The sequence below is a fragment of the Novosphingobium sp. genome, assembly GCF_041915465.1.
Lineage (GTDB): Bacteria > Pseudomonadota > Alphaproteobacteria > Sphingomonadales > Sphingomonadaceae > Novosphingobium.
The window spans coordinates 33,660-51,322 of sequence record NZ_JAYSBK010000003.1 but is presented as its reverse complement, the minus strand read 5'-3'; the positions used below and the strand labels follow the sequence as shown (position 1 = coordinate 51,322).

The 17,663-nt window shown below is 67.3% G+C and carries 18 protein-coding genes; 9 read left to right on the top strand and 9 right to left on the bottom strand.

Features of this window, described 5'->3' with window-relative positions; genetic code table 11:
* Window positions 1–7: 7 nt before the first annotated feature.
* Genes ACE3SN_RS01335 through ACE3SN_RS01325 form a run of 3 tightly spaced genes read left to right on the top strand, consistent with a single transcriptional unit; the run spans window position 8 to window position 3,236 of the window.
* Window positions 8–985: an enoyl-CoA hydratase/isomerase family protein gene (locus ACE3SN_RS01335; protein WP_374526939.1), complete on the top strand. Its 978-nt coding sequence runs from the start codon at window positions 8–10 to the stop codon at window positions 983–985.
* A complete protein-coding gene (locus tag ACE3SN_RS01330) occupies window positions 982–1,905 on the top strand; it encodes a CoA transferase (RefSeq protein WP_374526938.1) in 924 nt (307 codons plus the stop codon). Before ACE3SN_RS01335 ends, ACE3SN_RS01330 begins: the two co-directional genes overlap by 4 nt.
* Window positions 1,902–3,236 (top strand): amidohydrolase family protein, encoded by a 1,335-nt coding sequence (locus ACE3SN_RS01325; RefSeq protein ID WP_374526937.1) that lies wholly within the window; start codon window positions 1,902–1,904, stop codon window positions 3,234–3,236. The genes ACE3SN_RS01330 and ACE3SN_RS01325 overlap by 4 nt, the downstream gene beginning before the upstream one ends.
* Here ACE3SN_RS01325 and ACE3SN_RS01320 read toward each other — a convergent pair.
* Window positions 3,223–4,395: a thiolase family protein gene (locus ACE3SN_RS01320; RefSeq protein ID WP_374526936.1), complete on the bottom strand. Its 1,173-nt coding sequence runs from the start codon at window positions 4,393–4,395 to the stop codon at window positions 3,223–3,225. The two genes, ACE3SN_RS01325 and ACE3SN_RS01320, sit on opposite strands and share 14 nt — an antisense overlap.
* Window positions 4,395–4,784: a Zn-ribbon domain-containing OB-fold protein gene (locus ACE3SN_RS01315; protein ID WP_374526935.1), complete on the bottom strand. Its 390-nt coding sequence runs from the start codon at window positions 4,782–4,784 to the stop codon at window positions 4,395–4,397. Before ACE3SN_RS01315 ends, ACE3SN_RS01320 begins: the two co-directional genes overlap by 1 nt.
* A 158-nt stretch (window positions 4,785–4,942) precedes the next feature.
* Between ACE3SN_RS01315 and ACE3SN_RS01310 the strand changes: the two genes are divergently transcribed.
* Window positions 4,943–6,004, top strand: coding sequence for a hypothetical protein (locus tag ACE3SN_RS01310; protein WP_374526934.1), 1,062 nt, complete (start codon window positions 4,943–4,945; stop codon window positions 6,002–6,004).
* Between the two features lie 4 nt (window positions 6,005–6,008).
* Here the strand turns inward: ACE3SN_RS01310 and ACE3SN_RS01305 are convergent, their stop codons facing one another.
* Complete coding sequence (locus tag ACE3SN_RS01305; RefSeq protein WP_374526933.1) at window positions 6,009–7,403, bottom strand: MFS transporter; 1,395 nt, start codon at window positions 7,401–7,403, stop codon at window positions 6,009–6,011.
* Entirely contained in the window at window positions 7,400–8,194 is a 795-nt protein-coding gene (locus ACE3SN_RS01300) for an SDR family oxidoreductase (RefSeq protein ID WP_374526932.1), read from the bottom strand. The genes ACE3SN_RS01305 and ACE3SN_RS01300 overlap by 4 nt, the downstream gene beginning before the upstream one ends.
* A 126-nt stretch (window positions 8,195–8,320) precedes the next feature.
* On the opposite strand from ACE3SN_RS01300, the gene ACE3SN_RS01295 reads away from it, so the two are divergent.
* On the top strand, window positions 8,321–9,004 hold the full coding sequence (locus tag ACE3SN_RS01295) for a TetR family transcriptional regulator (RefSeq protein ID WP_374526931.1): 684 nt from the start codon (window positions 8,321–8,323) through the stop codon (window positions 9,002–9,004).
* 3 nt (window positions 9,005–9,007) lie between these two features.
* On the opposite strand, the gene ACE3SN_RS01290 is transcribed toward ACE3SN_RS01295, so the two are convergent.
* Both ACE3SN_RS01290 and ACE3SN_RS01285 read right to left on the bottom strand, forming a co-directional pair.
* Window positions 9,008–9,838 carry a coniferyl-alcohol dehydrogenase gene (locus tag ACE3SN_RS01290; protein WP_374526930.1) on the bottom strand — a complete coding sequence of 277 codons (831 nt, stop codon included), beginning with the start codon at window positions 9,836–9,838 and terminating at the stop codon, window positions 9,008–9,010.
* Between the two features lie 103 nt (window positions 9,839–9,941).
* Window positions 9,942–11,261: an amidohydrolase family protein gene (locus ACE3SN_RS01285; protein WP_374526929.1), complete on the bottom strand. Its 1,320-nt coding sequence runs from the start codon at window positions 11,259–11,261 to the stop codon at window positions 9,942–9,944.
* A gap of 139 nt (window positions 11,262–11,400) precedes the next feature.
* Here ACE3SN_RS01285 and ACE3SN_RS01280 point away from each other — a divergent pair, with 139 nt between their 5' ends.
* Genes ACE3SN_RS01280 through ACE3SN_RS01270 form a run of 3 tightly spaced genes read left to right on the top strand, consistent with a single transcriptional unit; the run spans window position 11,401 to window position 13,442 of the window.
* Window positions 11,401–12,015, top strand: coding sequence for a TetR/AcrR family transcriptional regulator (locus tag ACE3SN_RS01280; protein WP_374526928.1), 615 nt, complete (start codon window positions 11,401–11,403; stop codon window positions 12,013–12,015).
* A 27-nt stretch (window positions 12,016–12,042) separates the two neighbouring features.
* Window positions 12,043–13,266, top strand: coding sequence for a cytochrome P450 (locus ACE3SN_RS01275; protein WP_374526927.1), 1,224 nt, complete (start codon window positions 12,043–12,045; stop codon window positions 13,264–13,266).
* Complete coding sequence (locus tag ACE3SN_RS01270; protein WP_374526926.1) at window positions 13,263–13,442, top strand: rubredoxin; 180 nt, start codon at window positions 13,263–13,265, stop codon at window positions 13,440–13,442. Before ACE3SN_RS01275 ends, ACE3SN_RS01270 begins: the two co-directional genes overlap by 4 nt.
* 78 nt (window positions 13,443–13,520) lie before the next feature.
* On the opposite strand, the gene ACE3SN_RS01265 is transcribed toward ACE3SN_RS01270, so the two are convergent.
* The 3 genes from ACE3SN_RS01265 to ACE3SN_RS01255 are packed head-to-tail and all read right to left on the bottom strand — an operon-like array spanning window position 13,521 to window position 16,993.
* Window positions 13,521–14,309 (bottom strand): SDR family oxidoreductase, encoded by a 789-nt coding sequence (locus ACE3SN_RS01265; RefSeq protein ID WP_374526925.1) that lies wholly within the window; start codon window positions 14,307–14,309, stop codon window positions 13,521–13,523.
* 6 nt (window positions 14,310–14,315) lie between these two features.
* Window positions 14,316–15,797: an aldehyde dehydrogenase gene (locus ACE3SN_RS01260; protein WP_374526924.1), complete on the bottom strand. Its 1,482-nt coding sequence runs from the start codon at window positions 15,795–15,797 to the stop codon at window positions 14,316–14,318.
* Complete coding sequence (locus ACE3SN_RS01255) at window positions 15,794–16,993, bottom strand: cytochrome P450 (RefSeq protein WP_374526923.1); 1,200 nt, start codon at window positions 16,991–16,993, stop codon at window positions 15,794–15,796. The genes ACE3SN_RS01260 and ACE3SN_RS01255 overlap by 4 nt, the downstream gene beginning before the upstream one ends.
* A 68-nt stretch (window positions 16,994–17,061) precedes the next feature.
* Between ACE3SN_RS01255 and ACE3SN_RS01250 the strand changes: the two genes are divergently transcribed.
* Window positions 17,062–17,622, top strand: a complete 561-nt coding sequence (locus ACE3SN_RS01250; RefSeq protein WP_374526922.1) for a TetR family transcriptional regulator — start codon at window positions 17,062–17,064, stop codon at window positions 17,620–17,622.
* Window positions 17,623–17,663 lie beyond the last annotated feature (41 nt).

Here is a 17,663-nt window from a genome sequence, read left to right as displayed (position 1 = left end):
GGGAGCCATGCCTGCGCCATCCGACCTTCTGGGGGCTGAAAGCCTTTCGCCGCTAAGCGGCTGTCAGCTGGTGGTGCTTGGCCCGGGCGATCCGGTGCCGGCAGCTGGGGTCTCTGTGCTGGTTGACCGGGCGGGCGAGCTGCCGCCGGTCGACCCCGCGCGGTTCGACGCGCTGGTCACCACCCGCGGCGACGCGCCCGCGCCGTGGGTCAGCGTGGCGGCAGAGCGGCTGGACGATCAACTGGCAGCGATCACGGCCACGGCGGCGCAAAACCCGGTCGCCACCACCATGCTCGCGCGCGTGCTGCAGCTCGGCGAAGCGCTGGACTTCGAGGCCGCGCTGGAAGTGGAATCGCTGGCCTATTCCGCCCTGCTCGGCGGGGGCGAATTCGCGCGCTGGCTGGAAACGGCCCCGCGCGAACCTAGCGGCGTGCAGGCCGCCGAGCCGGTGCGCTATGCGCGCGATGGAGACAGCGTGACGCTGACGCTCGCCTCGCCCGGCAACCGCAACGCCATGACCGCCGCGATGCGCGATGCGCTTTACGAGGCGCTGGCCAACGTGCTGGAAGACCCCAGTCTACCGTCCCTGACCCTGCGGGCCGAGGGGCGCTGCTTTTCGACCGGGGGCGATTTGCCCGAATTCGGCAGCGCGCGCGATCTGGCGGCAGCCCACGTGATCCGCACCCAGCGCAGCTGCGCGCGGCTGCTCCACCGGCTGGGCAGCCGGGCATCGGTGGTCCTCAACGGCGCCTGCATCGGTTCCGGGATCGAAGTTCCCGCAGCCGCTGCCCGCCGGATCGGCGCGGGCGACCTGATCGTGCAGCTGCCCGAACTCAGGATGGGGCTGATCCCCGGCGCGGGCGGTACGGTCAGTGTGGCGCGCGCGATCGGGCGGCACCGGCTGATGTGGCTGGCGCTGGGGGCGTTCCGGATCGGCGCGAAGCAAGCGCTAAGCTGGGGATTAATCCACGAGATCGCGCCGTGATCGAGACGCTGCACGGCGTGCTGGCGGCGCGGCTGGAAGGGCTGGGCCTGACCCCGGCCGAATTGCTGGACCGCGATGCGCCGGGCGGGTTGGCCGCGCCGGGGCGCGTCTCGGCCAATGGTTCGTGCCGTCTGCTGGCTGCGCAGGACGGCTGGACCGCGCTCAACCTTGCGCGCGGCGACGATCTCGATCTGATCCCGGCGTTGACCGGCTCCACCGGCGATCCGTGGGACGCGGTCGCGGCCTTTGCGCGCTCCTGCCCCGCCGCCCTCTTTCGGCACCGCGCCGCCGAATTGCAGCTGCCGGTCGCGGTTGTGGGTGAAGCCGCACCGCAGGCGCTCGCGCCGCTGGGCGGCCATAGGGTGCCGCGCAAGGTGGTGGACCTCTCCGCGCTGTGGGCCGGGCCGCTCTGCGCGGGGCTGCTGGCGCGGGCCGGGGCGCAGGTGGTGCGGATCGAAAGCGTCGGGCGGCCCGATCCGACGCCGCTCGGCTCGCCGCTGCTCGATGCAAGGCTCAACGCGGACAAACAGCGCCGCCCGCTCGACCTGCGCACGGCGGCAGGGCGTGCGGCCCTGATGGACGAACTGGCCGACGCCGACGTGCTGGTCACCAGTGCGCGCGCCGCAGCGCTTGCGCGGTTGGGGCTGGAACCAGAGGCCTTGCCGCACCTCACCTGGGTCGCGATCACCGCACACGGGTTTGCCGGGGCCGGGGCCACGCGCGTCGGGTTTGGCGATGATTGCGCGGCGGCGGGCAGTCTCTTGCGCTGGGAGCAGGGCGAGCCGCGCTTTCTGGGCGATGCCCTGGCCGATCCTCTGACCGGCCTTGAAGCCGCGCTGGCCGTGCTCGCCGGGCAGCGCGGGCTGATCGACATGGCGATGGCGCGCGTTGCAGCAGCCTATGCGGGGCTGCTGGCATGACACTGGTGCTGCGTGAGGTGCGGCCATGGGGCGGCGATCTGGTCGACGTGGCGCTAGCGGGGGGCAAGGTTTCCGCGATCGGTCCCGGCCTGCCGCGCGCCGAACAGGAGATCGACGGGCGCGGCGATGTGTTGCTGCCGGGGCTGCACGATCATCACCTGCACATCCTCGCGCTGGCGGCGCGGCGGCAGTCGGTCAGCCTGGCCGGGCTGACCAGCGCCGCTGCCGTGCGCGCCGCGCTGGCTGCCGCGCCGCCGGGGCCGTGGGTGCGGGCGGTGGACTATGACGAGCGCGCGGGCGGTCTGCCCCATGCGGCATTGCTCGACAGCTGGCTGCCGGATCGTCCGCTGCGGCTGGCCGACCGGACGGGGGCGCTGCGGGTGCTGAACTCCGCCGCGCTGGCGCTGCTTGCAGGCAAGGACTTGCCCCCCGGCGCGGAGCGCGATGCGCGCGGGCAGCCAACCGGGCGCTTCTGGCGGGAGGATCCGTGGCTGGCCTCAGCCCTGCCGCAAGCCGCGCCAGACGTTGCCGCACTGGGCTGTGAACTGGCCGCGCTGGGGCTGACCGGGCTGACCGATGCCGGGGCGCACAATGGCCCGGCCGAGGCGGCCCTGCTGGCGGGGCATCTGCCGCAGCGGCTGGTGCTGATGGGGAGCGAGGCGCTGACGGCCGGCGAGGGGTATGCGCTCGGCGCGCTCAAGCTGCTGATCGACGAGCGCGATCCGCCCGCGCTCGATGCTTTGGCGGCGCGTATCCGCTGGGCGCGCGGGGCGGGGCGCAGCGTTGCCGCGCACTGCGTGACCGAGGCGGAACTGGCGCTGTTTCTGGCGGCGCTGGACGATGCAGGCGGCGCGCGCGGCGGCGACCGGATCGAACACGGGGGGATGATCCCGGCGGCCTTCGTGCCCGAAATCCGGGCGGCAGGGCTGACCGTGGTGACCAATCCTGCCTTCATTCACGACCGGGGCGAACGCTACCTAGCCACGATCCCGGCAGAGCAGTGGGGCGAGCTCTATCCCGCCGCCAGCCTCGCGCGGGCGGGCGTGCCGCTGCTCGCCGGGTCCGATGCGCCTTATGCCAGTGTCGATCCGTGGCTGGCGATGCGCACCGCGCGCGGTCGCCGGACCAGCGCCGGGGCCGTGCTGGGCGCAGGCGAGCGTCTGAACGCCTTGCAGGCGCTGCGGATTTATGGCCGGGGAGCCATCGAGCCGGGCGCGACTGCCGACCTGATCCTGTGCGCAGGATCGCTGGTCGACGTGCTCCGCGACCTTTGCGCCGAGCGGGTGCGCTGCACGCTGATCGGCGGGGAAATAGCCTTCAATCGCGATTGAGCAGCATTGCCCCGGCGATGAACCCGCCGCCCATGCCGCAGACGGCGGTGCTGGCATCCTGCACCTGCCGCCCGTCCGCTTCGCCCCACAGTTGCACGCAGGCTTCGTGCAGCAGGCCGAACCCGTGGAGCCGCCCGCCCGAAAGCTGCCCGCCGCCGGTGTTGACCGGGAAGCGCCCGCCGGGGCCGATATTGCCCTCGGCGATGAAGTCCTTGGCCTCGCCGTGGCCGCAAAAGCCCAGCGCCTCGAGCCATAGCGGCACGAAGATCGAGAACCCGTCGTAGAGCGCCAGCACGTTGACGTCCTTGGGTTTGAAGTCGGTTCGCGCCCAGAGGTCCGCCCCCGCATCATGCGCGCCCATGGTGGTAAGGTCGGCGCGCTGATCCCAGGTTTCGGGAGAGCGCAGCGCCGATCCCAGCGCCTCGATCCGCAGCGGCGGCAGGCGGCAATCGCGCGCGGCATCGGCGGCCGAAACGATCACCACCGCCGCGCCGTCGATCGGCACGTCGCAATCGAACAGGCCGAGCGGCTCGGAAATCATCCGCGCGGAGAGGTATTCTTCCATGCTGAGCGGCTTTTGCATCACGGCGGCCGGGTTGTTCAGCGCGAAGGCGCGCTGGCCGGTGGCGACCATGCCCAGATGCTCGCGCGTCATGCCGAATTCGTGGAAATAGCGCGTGGCCATCCAGCCCGCCCAGTTCGAGGCCGACATTGCCCCCACCGGCACCAGCCAGCTCAGCCAGCCGCCGATCTGCGCCTTGCCCGAGCCCGGGATGCTGGCGCGGCGGCCCGCGCTTTGCGACGAGCTTTCGGTCAGCGCGCGAAAGCACAGCACCTGGCGGGCCTGGCCGGTCATCACCGCCATCGCCGCGACCATTATCGGGGCCATCTGCGCCGGGCCATCGGGCACGGCGCTGTGCCAGCGGGTTTGCAGACCCAATGCGCCGCGCACTTCCCCGGTGCCGAGCGGCGACATGCCGGGGCTGTTGTCGGCTTTGCCGGGATAGGTACAGATCCCGTCGATATCGGCGCGGGTCAGCCCGGCGCGGGCGAGCGCGCGGTCCGCGGCTTCGACAAGGTGGTGCATGGCCGGGCGGCCCGTATTGCGGCCAATGTCGGACATGCCGACCCCGGTGATCGCGGCCTTGGCAATGGTCATCACGCGGCCTCTCCATTCAGCGGGCGCCACAGCGGCAACCAGACATCGCCCGCTGGCTCGAAGGCGATGGTCACGCGCTGGCCGATCCGGACGGTGGCGGGATCGGCGCAGTCTACCGGCGCGGTCACCCGCACCCCCGGCGCGCCATCGACATCGACCACGGCAATGGCGAACGGCACCTGCATGTCGGGCAGCCAGGGCTGATGATTGACGGTGTAGGTATAGACCGTGCCAGTCCCCGCCACGGCGCGGGGTGTGACGCTGCGCGAGAGGCAGCCGGGGCAGACCAGCTGCGGCGGGTGGACCGCGCGGGCGCAATCGTCGCAGAACGCGATCATCAGTTCGCCGCGTTCGCCGCCGCTCCAGAAGGCGGTGCTTTCGGCGGTCAATTCGGGCAAGGGGCGCAAGATCGATCTCCCGGTGGCGATTGGCTCGCCTTGTTGTTGACGATATGTCAACTTTGCGCAGGCCTTGCAAGCAATTCGCGCTTGCAACATATCTAACCACGTATACTAGGTAAGCCGATAACAGTGGATGAGGTACCCCGATGAGCAGCCCCGCAAACGATCCATACGCCTTCAAGATCGAGGACGATTGCTATCACCAGCTCTCGGACGATCCCTATGAAACCGAAACCAACTGGTGGTCGTTCAACATTCCCGAGCGCAAGATCGGCTGCTGGATCCACACGCCCTATTACCCCAATCGCAAGACGGTGACCTGGCGGATCTTCGTGTGGGACGAACGCGGCTGGGATCCCACCCGCATGGCCTATTACAAGAAGGTGGAAGAAGCGCCAATGCCGGACAATCCGGACCTGCGCGACATTACCTTCCCCAGCGGCGGCTACAGCCTCAAGATGCTGGAGCCGGGGATGAAGTATCACCTCAAGTACGAGGACAAGGACCGCGACTTCGCGCTCGATTTCGTGTTCACCGGCGCCCATGCGCCGCGCCGGTTCGAGCCGGGCGAGCCGCCCTTTATCAACACCCCGCACTATGACCAGCTCGGCCGGGTCGAAGGCACCATGACGCTGGATGGCGAAGTGATCGCGATCGATTCGTGGAGCGTGCGCGACCGCACCTGGGGGCCGCGTGGCGGTCCCTATGCGCAGAGCAAGAAGCAGAACTACGCCACCGACCTTGACCGGGTGAAGGACCCCGGCGGCGCGCGCTGGCGCGAGATCGAGCGTGAGCGCGGCCGCGGCCGGATCCAGTACATCTTCGGCCATGCCGACGCCGACAGCGGCTTCCTAGGCTTCGTGCGCTCGCAGGATGGTACTGCCGACGGCTGGAGCCCGATGAACGGCGGCTATCTGCTGCGCGATGGCGTCTATGGCAATCTCGACGGGTCAAAGTCGCGGATGCGCGCCTTCCGCGATCCCAAGACCGGCTGGTGCAGCCATATGCAGGTCGAACTGGCCGACGATCAGGGCCGGACCATGACCATCGAAGGCATGGCGGTGAGCCGGATGAGCGAGGCCGGATACGGCACCAACCAGCTCTTCCGCTGGGACTTCGACGGCAAGATCGGCTGGGGCGAAGACCAGGACGTGTGGAACCCGCGCCACTTCCAGCGCATGCTCCACGCGCTGCGCCGCTCGAAGTAACGGTTCAGGCCGCCGCTTTCTTTCCCGGCAGGGCCAGCGCCAGCGCGGTGGCCCCCGCCGTCAGCACGATGATCAGCCTGGCAGCAAGGTGCCAGGCCGCGGGCGAGGGGTAGCTTTCGCTGCCCCGCGTCACGCTGTCGCTCGCCAGCACCGTTGCGACCAGCTGCGAGCCCACCCCCATGAACAGCGCCCGGATCACGCCCAGCATGCCGGTCACCTCGCTGGTGCGTTCGATCGGGGCGGCGGCGGCAATGATCGTGGGCGCCACGGCAAACAGCATCATCGTGCCGAACGAGATCACCACGAGTTCGGCGATCACGATGCCGAGGCTGCTGGTGTCGAACAGGACCATCGCCCAGCCCAGCGTGGTGAGCCCCCCTCCGCTCAGCATGGCAAGCCGCCCGCCGCCGCGCGCGGTGAGCCACCCGCTGAGCGGCCCGCCCGGCACCGAGGTAAGGTTCGAGGGCAGCTTGGCGAGGCCCGCCGCGGTGGCCGAAAGGCCAAGCCCGAGCCCGGTCCAGGTCGGGGCCTGCATCAGCAGGGAAAAGAACACCATGATCTGCATCGTTCCCATGGCGACCAGCGCGCTCGCCGCGCAGACGACCGCGATCGAGCGGTTGGCCAGGGTGCGCACGTCGATCAGCGGGTTCGGGCTGGCCAGCGCGCGCCGCCACCACCACAGACTCAGCGCGATGCCCGCGCCCAGCAGTGCCAGCGCACCGGGATCGCGCCAGCCCCACAGCTTGCCACCGGTCAGGTAGAGGAGCACCAGCGTGATCCCCGGGGCGAACAGCACACCGGACAGCCAGTCAACCGGCCCGCGGGCCGGCGCGCGCGCCGAGCGCGGCACGAACAGCGCAACCAAGATCAGCGCGGCAAGACAGAAGGCGGCGCTTGCCACGAAAATTCCCGGCCAGCTGAAATTATCCACAATCACGCCGCCCACGATCAGTCCCGCGGCAGTGCCGATCGACGCGCCCGAAATCATCAGCCCGATCCCCATCGGCACCCGCGCTTCGGGCAGGTTCTCGCGCACCAGGCCGATGCACAGCGGCAGGATGGTGGAAGTCACCCCTTGCAGGATGCGGCCCAGCAGGACGAGCTCATAATTTTCGGTCGCCGCGCTCAGCAGCGATCCGGCCATGCCCAGCCCCAGCACGATGAGCAGCACCCGCTGGCGACCGTAAATGTCCCCGAGCCGTCCGACCACCGCCGAGGCCGCCGATCCGACGATCAGGAAGGCCGTCACCAGCCAGCCTGCCGCGACCGGGCTGCCGAACGCTGCGACCAGCGCCTTGAGCCCGGCGAGGATCATCGCGCTTTCGAACGAGCTGGCCATTTCCGCGCACCACAGCGCAAGAATCAACACCCCGGTCTGGCGCGCAGAAGCTGCGGTCACGCGGCGGACTCGCGCACGGCGATTGCCCCTTCGGGCAGGCCCTCCTGCGCGGCGCGCAGTTCGACCAGATCGACACTGACATCGCGGGGCAGGCCGAGGATCGAAAGCAGGCCCTCTGCCATCGACTGCGGGCTGGCGGGGCTTCCGCTCATCGCCGCATGGCCGGTTTGCACGATCTTCTGGTAGAACTTCTGCTTGGTCTCGTCTGACCAGCCGATGCTGCCCGAACTGCCCGAGACCGAGCCGGAGCGCAGCACGGTCAGGCGGATGCCTTCGCTGCGCAGTTCCTCACGCAGGCCCTCGGTCAGCACTTCGACGGCGGCCTTGGTCGCGGCATAGAGCGCGAGCATCGGGAAGGGGTGGCGCACGCTCTCGCTCGAGATGTTGACGATCTGGCCCTGGGTGCGGCGCAGGTGCGGGATCGCCGCGCGGGTCGCCCAGGCGAGGCCCAGCACGTTGACGTCGACATGGCTGCGGATCATCGCGTCCGAGCCTGCCTCGAAGGCGAAGGGGTGAAAGATCGCGGCGTTGTTCACTAGCACGTCGACCTGGCCAAAGTGGCTGGCCGCCCGGTTGATCGCGGCGGTGACGGCCGCGGGTTCGGCAATGTCGCAGGGCAGGGGCAGCACCGCGCTGCCGAATTCTCCTGTCAGGCTATCGAGTTCGCTCGAGGGACGGGCGATGCAGCCGACCTTCATCCCGGCCCCGACCAGCGCGGCGACAAAGTGTCGGCCCATGCCCTTGGATGCCCCGGTCACGATCGCGACCTTGCCGTTCAATTGCTGCATCATCTGTCTCCCGGTGCGAGGCGGTGGCGCGACCGGCCTCGTCGTGGTATTGACGATATGTCAGTTTCTTGCGCTGGTGCAAGTTATCGTCGAAAGGGGGGCGAGAATTCTTTGGACGTCAGGAACACCATGCCCCCAGCTGCCCAGACCAGCGCCAGCAAGCCTGCACGCAATCGCGCCGCCGGATACAACCATTACGGGCAGAAGATCGGCTCGAAGGGCGAGCGGACCCGCCAGGCGCTGATCGACACCACGATCGAGCTGCTCGGGACCCAAGGCCTGCGCGACGTTTCGGTGGCCGATGTGGCGCGCGGAGCGCAGACCTCGCCAGCTACCTTCTATGTCTATTTCCGCGGTGTGCCCGAAGTGGTGCTGGCCGCGCTGGAAGACGCCCCGCAAACCTCGCCCGAACTTGAAGCGCTGATGGCGCAGGATTGGCAGGCCCCCGGCGCGCTGGAACGGGCGCGCGCCTTCGTCGATGCCTATTGCGAGCTGTGGAACCGCCACGGCGTCGTGTTCCGCGTGCGCAACCTGGCCGCCGAGGAAGGTGACGAGCGGTTCTACAAGGCCCGCATGACCGCTGCGATGCCGATGATGACCGCGCTGACCGCGCAAATCGAGCGCGCCCAGGCGGCCGGCGCGATCCCGGCGGACCTGCGCCCGCGCGCCTGTGCCGGGACGATCCTGATGATGCTGGAACGCCTCTCCGCAATCGGGCCGATGAGCCGCGACGACGATACCGACATCGCCTTTGGCCCGCTGAAGGCGGCAGCAGCCTTCACGCTGGCCAATATGCTGGGCGGGCGGGCCTGATTCTCAGGCCCCGGTCGCCTCGGCGATCATCTGCTGGAGGTTGAGCACGCCGGTCGCCAGCCCGCCCGACAGCCCGGCATCGACCGGCAGGCACACGCCCGAGACGAAGCTGGCCGCATCGCTGTTGAGCAGGATCAGCGGCAGCGCCTGTTCGGCGGGCGAGGAGAACCGCCCCTTGGCGCGGGCAAAGGCGCTCAGCACGGCATCGCCCGCCACCTTGCGGAAATCGTTCAGCATCGGCGTGTCGATCGGGCTGGGCATGGTGCAGTTGATGCGGATGTCGCGTTCCATCAATGCAGGCGCGGACTGCTGGGTCCAGGTGTTCACCGCTTCCTTCGAGAGGGTGTAGGGATCGCCCGCGCGCTCGGCATTGGCGCGATACCAGGCCCGGCCCGCCGCGATATCAGCATTGCCAAGGAATTCGGCCAGCAGCGGCTGGCGCGCAAGGTAGTTCATGCCGCCGAGCGAGGATACGGTCACAATTGCGCCGCCTTCGCGGATGCTGGGCAGCCAGGCCTGGGTCCATTCGCGGATGCCGAGGAAGTTGACCGTCACCACGTCTTCGCCGGGGAAGGTCTGCGGCAAGCCGGAAATGTTGAACAGCGCGTCGATCTCGCCGCCGATGCTGGCGACGCCCGCCGCGATCGAGGCCGGGTCCTTGAGGTCGACCGCGGTGAACGAGGCCAGCCCTTCGACCGGGGAGGGGCGAATGTCGGCCCCGTGGACTTCGGCCCCCAGCGCCACGAGCTGGCGCGCGCAGGCTTCGCCCGTGCCGGAAAAGCAGCCCATCACCACCACACGCTTGCCGGCATAGCCCAGGATATCAGCGGCCATTCAAAACTCTCCCACCAGATCGATTCTCGTTTGCGCGCCGAGGCTAGCGCGGGTGGGAGAGTGCCTCAATCAAAAACTGACGTATGGTCAATTATAGTCCGGATCAGCCGGCCTTGCGTTCGCTCAGCGTCTTCCACACGTCGGCGGCGGTCACCGGGTGATCGAAATCGCCCTCAACCCGCGCGTCCTTGCCCGGCAGCGAGACGAGCGCGGTATCGACCCCGGCCGCTTTCTGGCGCAGCGCGCCGACCGTGCAGTTCGCCCGCCCGCCGCCCGCCGCGATCGGATCGACCTTGAAGAAGTCGAACACGTTCTGGTGGCTGATCTTGTCGATGATCCGCTCGGGCAGGCCGCTGACATTGTCCCACAGCCCTTCGGCCACATCCGGCCAGGTGCAGTCCGAATGGGGATAGTCGCACTCGTAGGCGACGATGTCCTCGCCGATCTCGTCATAATGGCGGCAACCGAACCGGTCCTCGATGAAGCACGAGAGGAAGTGTTCGCGGAACACCTCGCTCGGCAGCTTGCCGCCCCAGTCGCACCGAACCCAGGCGCCGTGGTGGCGATAGGTGAAGTCGGCGCGTTCGAGGAAATAGGGAATCCAGCCGATCCCGCCTTCCGACAGCGAGAACTTGAGGTTGGGATAGCGCAACAGCGCGCGCAGATGCAGCAGGTCGGACGCATCGGTGCTGATCGCCATCGGCAGCGAGGAGATCCACGCCGAGATCGGCGAGAGGTCCGAGGCATAGAGCGGCGCCTGGCCGGTGCCGATATGGCAGTTGAGCACGACGTGATGGTCGTTGCAGAACGCCCAGACCGGTTCCCACACCGGATCGTGCACCGGCTTCAGGCCCTTGATCGAGGGGTTGGAGGGGAAGGTGACCGAGCGGCAACCCTTCTTCACCAGCCGGTTCAATTCGCGCAAGGTGGCATCAATGTCCCACAGCGGCAGGATCGCGGTGGGGATGTAACGGCCGGCATAGGGCCCGCACCATTCGTCGATGTGCCAGTCGTTGTAGGCCTGGACCACCCGTTCGGCGAGGCCCTTGTCCTTGGCGTCCCACAGCCACGACCCGTCAAAGCCGACGAAGGTGGGAAAGCAGACCGAGGTATAGATGCCCGAGACGTTCATGTCGTCGATCCGGGCCGCCGCATCCCAGGTGCCGCGCCGCATCTGGTCGATATTGGCGGGCTCCATCCCGTATTCTTCCTTGGGCCGCCCGACCACCGCGTTGAGGCCGATGTTAAAGGTGGTCTTGCCTTCCGGCTCCCAGTTCCAGAACGCGTGGCCATCCTGGCCGGTGATGTACTGCGGCATCTTGCCGAGCAGTTCCTTCGGCACGTGGGCGTCGAACATCGTCGGCGGTTCGATGATGTGATCGTCGACGCTGGCGATCACCATGTCTTCCATGTTCATGGCCATTGGGCATTCCTCTCGGCTTGTTGCTCTGTGCAGGTTGGAGCAAAAAACTGACATATCGTCAGCTTTAAACATTGATCCGGATCAAGGACCGGGCCGCGACTTGCTGCGACTTCGAATACATAAGTGTATTCGGATTCGTATGCGTATCTCTCGACCCAGCCGCAAGGAAAGCCAGGCCCAGACCCGCGAGCGGTTGCTCAGCGCGGCGCGGGCGGAATTTGCCCGGCGCGGCATCGCTGCTGCCTCGATCGACCGGATCAGCGAAACCGCCGGCTTCTCGCGCGGGGCATTCTATTCGAACTATGCCGGCAAGCACGATCTGTTGCTCGAACTGCTGGCCCAGCACCAGACGCGCGAGATCGAGGCCTGGCAGGCGCTGCTCGATGCCGAAGGCCCGCTGGAAGAAGTGCTGCCCGCGCTGCGCGACCGCTTCGATGCCTTCGCCCGCAACGCGGACGAGGTGCTGTTTTCGGCCGAGTTGCAGATCGAGGCGCTGCGCAACCCCGAATTCGCCGCGCGCTACCGCGAGTTTTCAGCCGAGATCGGCTGGCGCACCTACAAGCTGGCCGAGGCCTTCATTGCCCGCGCGGGGGGCAGCCGCATCTCGGTCGCCACGCTGGGCAAGGCGCTGCAATCCTTTAGCCCGCAGCTGATCAACGAGGCCCGGCTGGGCCTGGGCGAACCGGACACGACCCCGGGCGAGCGGCTGGTGGCGATCATCGTCGAACTATTGGGAACACGGCCGCAGCCCTGACGGCGGCCTGGAGAGGAGAATTTGACCATGGCTACCAGTGCAATCGAACGGCCCGCCAACGTGCCGGCGGACCGGGTGATCGATTTCGATATCTACGACTTCCCGGTGGAAGGGCTCGAATACCAGGCTTCGATGCGTTCGATCTTCCAGGCGAACCCGGCGCAGGTGCTGTGGACCCCGCGCAACGGCGGACACTGGATCGTCAAGAACAACGCTGACGTTGCCAAGGTGCTGGCCGACAACGATCACTTCTCCTCGCGCCGGATCATGGTCACGACCGAGGACCAGACGCGCCCGCCGCTGGTGCCGCTGCAGCTCGATCCGCCGCACCACGCGCCCTACCGCGCGCTGTTGCAGGCCGCGCTTTCGCCCAAGGCCGTGGGCAAGCTGGGCGAGCGTGCGCGCGAACTGTCGATCGAGCTGATCGATGGCTTCAAGGCCGATGGCCACTGCGAATTCATCGGCCAGTTCGCCCAGCATCTGCCGATCGCGATCTTCATGGAAATCGTCGGCCTGCCGAGCGAGGATCGCCCCTACCTGACCGAGATCGCCGAAGTGGCGATGCGCGGTGCGAGCGAGGAAGAACGCAACGAAGCCGGGGCCAAGTTGATGGCCTATGGCATGGGCACGGTGGCGGAACGCCGCGCCAATCCCGGCACTGATCTGATCAGCACGATCGTCAAGGCCGAGGTCGAGGGCAAGCCGATCGATGACTTCCCGCTGACCGGCATGATCCTGCTGCTGCTGCTGGGCGGGCTGGATACCGTCGCCTCGACCCTGGGCTTCTATGCCCAGTTCCTGGCCACCCATCCCGAGCATCGCCGCAAGCTGGTCGAGCACCCGGACCTTATCCCCAACGCCAACGAGGAACTGCTGCGCCGCTTCCCGATCGCGATCCTTGCGCGCGAGGTGAAGGCCGACGTCGAATTTGGCGGTGTGGCGATGAAGGCGGGCGAAATGGTCATGGTCCCGACCCAGATGGACGGGCTCGACGAGCACAAGTTCGCCGATCCGCTGACTGTCGATTTCGACCGCGTGAAGCCGGGCGCCAATTCCACCTTCGGCGGCGGCGTGCATCGCTGCGTCGGCTCGGTCCTGGCGCGCACCGAACTGCGGATCTTCCTGGAGGAATGGCTGAAGCGGATTCCGGATTTCGAAGTGAAGCCCGGCTCCGAGCCCAAGGTCAGCGCGCGTTCGGTGGCGACGATCACCACGCTTGAACTGGTCTGGGATCCCAAGAGCGTCAAATGAGCGAGGCCCCTTATCGCCGCTTCCTGTGCTTCTATTGCGGCACGGTCTATGACGAGGCGCTGGGCTGGCCCGATGAAGGGATCGCGCCCGGCACCCGGTGGGAAGACGTTCCCGATGACTGGGTCTGCCCGGAATGCGCCGCTTCCAAGGCCGACTTCATGCTCGACGAGGATTGAGGCCAAAGCCGGACAAGAAAAGGGGCGGCCCTGCCAGGTGCAGGGCCGCCCCTTTCGTTTGGCTCGGTTAGGGCCGGATCAACCGCGCATCACCCAGCCGCCATCGACGTTGAGCACTTGCCCCGTCATCCAGCGCCCGGCTTCCGAAACCAGCAGCAGCAGCGCGCCGCACAGGGCATCGGGCGTGTCGCGCAGCTGGATCGGGGTGCGCGAGGCGATGGCCTGGACCAGCGGGCTGTCTTCCGGGGTCAGGGCTAGCCCTGCGTCGGTCTTGGTCATGCCCGGGCCGATCGCGTTGACGCGGATGTTCTGGCTGCCCAGTTCGGTCGCCAGCGTGGTCGTCGCGCCGTGGAGCGCGATCTTGGTGACGCCGTAATAGGACTGCGCCGGATAGGCCCCGGCCGAGACCTGGTTGACGATCGAGCCGCCGCCGCGCTCGGCGATGTGCGGTGCAATCACCTGGGCGCAGTTGATCGCGCCCCAGACGTTGACGGCCATGCCCTTGTCGAAGCGGGCCTTGTCGGTCTGCATCAGCGGCTTGTCGACGATTTCGACCATCAGCGCGGCGTTGTTGACCAGGATGTCGATCCCGCCGAACGCGGCTTTGGCGGCTGCGGCCATCGCCTCGACCGAGGCGGTGTCGGTGATGTCGACCTGCACGGCAATCGCCTTGCCGCCCATGCCGGCGATCTCGTCCGCCACCTTCTGCGCGCCTTCGCCGTTGAGGTCGGCCACGACCACGCTGGCGCCCGCATTGGCGAGCGCGACCGCATAGGCCCGCCCGATCGAATTGCCGCGCCCGCCGGCCCCGGTGACGATCGCCACCTTGCCGTCCACGCGGAAGCTGTCGTTGTTGAAATCAGCCATGGGAAATCATCCTTCCTTGGGGAAGATCGGCGCGCCAACGCCAATGGTGACGGTCTTGTAGTGCAGGAATTCGTCAATCCCGGCCTTGCCGCCTTCCTTGCCGAAGCCGGAAATGCCGACCCCGCCAAAGGGCGTGTGCGAATTGATCTGGAAGCCGCCGTTGACATAGACTCCGCCCGCATGAAGCCGCTCGGCAATGCGGTGGACGCGCTGGATGTCGTTCGACTGGATATAGGCGGACAGGCCGTATTCGCTGTTGTTGGCGATGGCGACGGCTTCGTCTTCGGTGTGGAACTTCATGATCGCCACGGCCGGGCCGAAGATTTCGACCTGGGCGATTTCGTGATCGGGATTGACGTCGACCATGATCGTCGGCTCGATGAAGTTGCCCTTGGCAAGATCGCCCCCGGCGCGCTTGCCGCCCATCAGGAACTTGCAGGCGTTGTCGGCCGCGGCGCGGTCGAACATGCCGGTAATGCGTTCCACCGCGGCGGCGCTGATCACCGGGCCGACCATGACGGTCGGGTCCATCGGATCACCCACCTTGAAGCGCTTGGCGATCTCGACCATCTTGGCGACGAATTCGTCATAGATGTCGGCATGGACCAGTTGGCGGGTGGGCAGGGCGCAGCCCTGGCCCGCGAGGCAGCCGATCGTCCAGAACACCGCGCGTTCGGCGGCGGCATCGAGGTCGCAGTCCGGGAAGGTCAGACTGGCCGACTTGCCGCCCAGTTCCATCACGCTCGGCTTGATCTGCTCGGCCGCGGCCTGCAGGATCTTGCGCGCGGTGATCGGCCCACCGGTGAAGCTGATCTTGCGAATCCGCGGATGGCGCACGATCGCCTCGCCCGCCTCGCCCGTGCCGGGAAGCACGGACAGGACCCCGTCGGGGATGCCCGCTTCCTTGGCGCATTCAGCGAACAGTTCGGGCGCGAAGGGGGTGATTTCCGCGGGCTTGAGGATCACGCAGTTGCCGGCCGCCAGCGCCGGAGAGACCTTCATCCCCATGCCGATCAGCGGACCGTTCCAGGTGTTGATGATCCCGACGATGCCGATCGGTTCGGGCACCGAGTACGAAAACTCGCCGCGCGTTTCGAAGGTGCTCATCAGGTCGCCCGTCAGCTTGTCGCACCAGCCGGCGTAATAGCGCATCCACGAGGCGGCGGTTTCAACCCCGCGTTCGCCCTGCATCAGCGGCGTGCCGCCATCGAGCGCAGCCATTTCCGCGAACTGGCGCTGCTTCTCGATCAGCAGGTCGGCAAGGCGGGTGAGAATCTTGCCGCGCACTTCCGGATTGGTCCGGCGCCAGCCTTCGCGGGCGGCCTCGGCCTTGGCGACGGCGGCTTCGACTTCGGCGGGGCCAGCCAGCGGCACTTTGGCAAGGGCTTCCCCGGTGACGGGATGGATGTGCGTGCGGGTGCCGCCCGACCCGGTGGTCCGCTTTTCGTGACCGATGTGCAGGTGGACAGTGGGGATCGTGGCGCTCATTTCTGGGGTTCCCATTCGAGGTGGAGGGCTTCGAGGGCCTGGACGGAACCGCCGCGGAAGTGCAGCGGCTGGCCTTCGGTCATCCGGAAATGGCCGATCTTCTTTGCCCAGGTTTCATAGAACACGGCCATTTCAAGCCGGGCGAGGTGGATGCCGAGGCAGGTGTGGATGCCCGATCCGAACCCGGCATGGCGGCAGTGCGGCCGGTCGAGGCGGACCTCGGCGGGGCAGCTGGTCAGCTTTTCATCCCAGCCGACCATGTGCAGCGGGACCAGTACGGAGTCCCCGGCATAGACGCGGGTCCCGGTGATTTCGGTGTCCTGCGTGATGTAGCGCGGGGTGGACACGAAGGTGTAGCGCCGCATCAGTTCCTCGACGATCGCGGGGATGGCGGCGGGATCCTCGATCATGCGGGTGCGCAGGGCTTCGTCGCCCGCGAGGTGCCGCATCCCGAAGGCCAGCGCGTTCACCACGGTGTCGAGCCCGGCAAGGAACATCAGGAAGCCGATCGAGATCAGCTCATCCTGGTTCAGCTTGCGGCCTTCGAAGTCGATGTGCACCAGCGTGGAGACCAGATCGTCCTTCGGTTCGGCCCGGCGCGCCTCGATCAGCTGGGTCAGGGTGCCGAGGATCTGCATGGTCAGTTCCATGCGGCGCTGCTCTTCGACCTGGGCGTTGAAGTATTCGACCACGGTGGCGCGGAAGAAATCGAACTGGTCGAGCGGAAAACCGAACATTTCCATGAACACCGAGACCGGAAAACGCGAGCCGAGCGCATCGACGAACTCGCACTTGCCGTCGGCGGCCACGGCATCGATCAGCCGCTCGGCCCATTCGCGGATGCGCGGTTCCAGCGGTTCGATCGCCTTGCTCTCGAAGTAGGGGCGCAGCAGCTGGCGATAGGGGCGGTGTTCCGGCGGATCGAGCGATTCCGGGATCATCCTGGGCTGGTTGGGATTGGGCGGAATCGAGAGGAACTTGCTCGAAAAGCGGTCGGGATGACGCAGCACCTCGATCGCGGCATCGGCGCTGGTGACCACCCAATGGCCGCCGTTGGCATTGGTCCAGAATACCGGCGGGGCGGTTTCCTTCAGCTTCCAGTAGGTGCCGTGCAGATCCTCCGCGAGCGCCGGCTCACGCAGGTAATCGAACTCGTGGACTGGCTCGCGCAGCGGCGCGGACGCGTCTATCGGCATCGAATCGGGCTCCTCTCCCCAATGTGTTATTGCAGCTAAGTAAACGGTGGTTTACATGATGTGTCAATATGGCTGATGCTGATCCCCGTCCCCAGCGCGACGCCGCGCGTACCCGCGCCGCGATCCTTGCCGCCGCGCAGGACGCCTTTTCGCGCACCGGCTATTCGAACACCGGCGTGCGCGACATTACCGCTGCGGCCGGCGTCAATCCGGCGCTGGTCAGCCGCTATTTCGGCTCGAAGGAAAAGCTCTACGAAGAAGCGCTGTCGGCGCTGCTCAATTCTTCGCTGATCACCGACATCCCGCGTGAACGGTTTGGCGAGACTGTGGTGGCGATCCTCACCGCGACCACCCGCGGCCAGCGCAATCCGCTGCCGATGATGATGCTGGCCAGTGCTGATCCGACCGCGAGAGCAATCACCGAACGGTTGCTCCACGCCGTCTTCCTTGAGCCGATGGAGCGGTGGTTCGGGGCAGAGCGCGGAGCGGGCAAGGCGGCGTGCTTTTCCGCGCTCGCCTCGGGCCTCACGGTCTACCGCGAGTTGTATCCGCTCGATGCGGTCGGGCCTGAAATGGCCCAGGAAACGCGGGTCTGGCTGATCGGAGCATTCCAGTCGCTGGTCGATTGAGAATCAGTTATTGCACTAGGTGAGATATCTCTGCACAATCA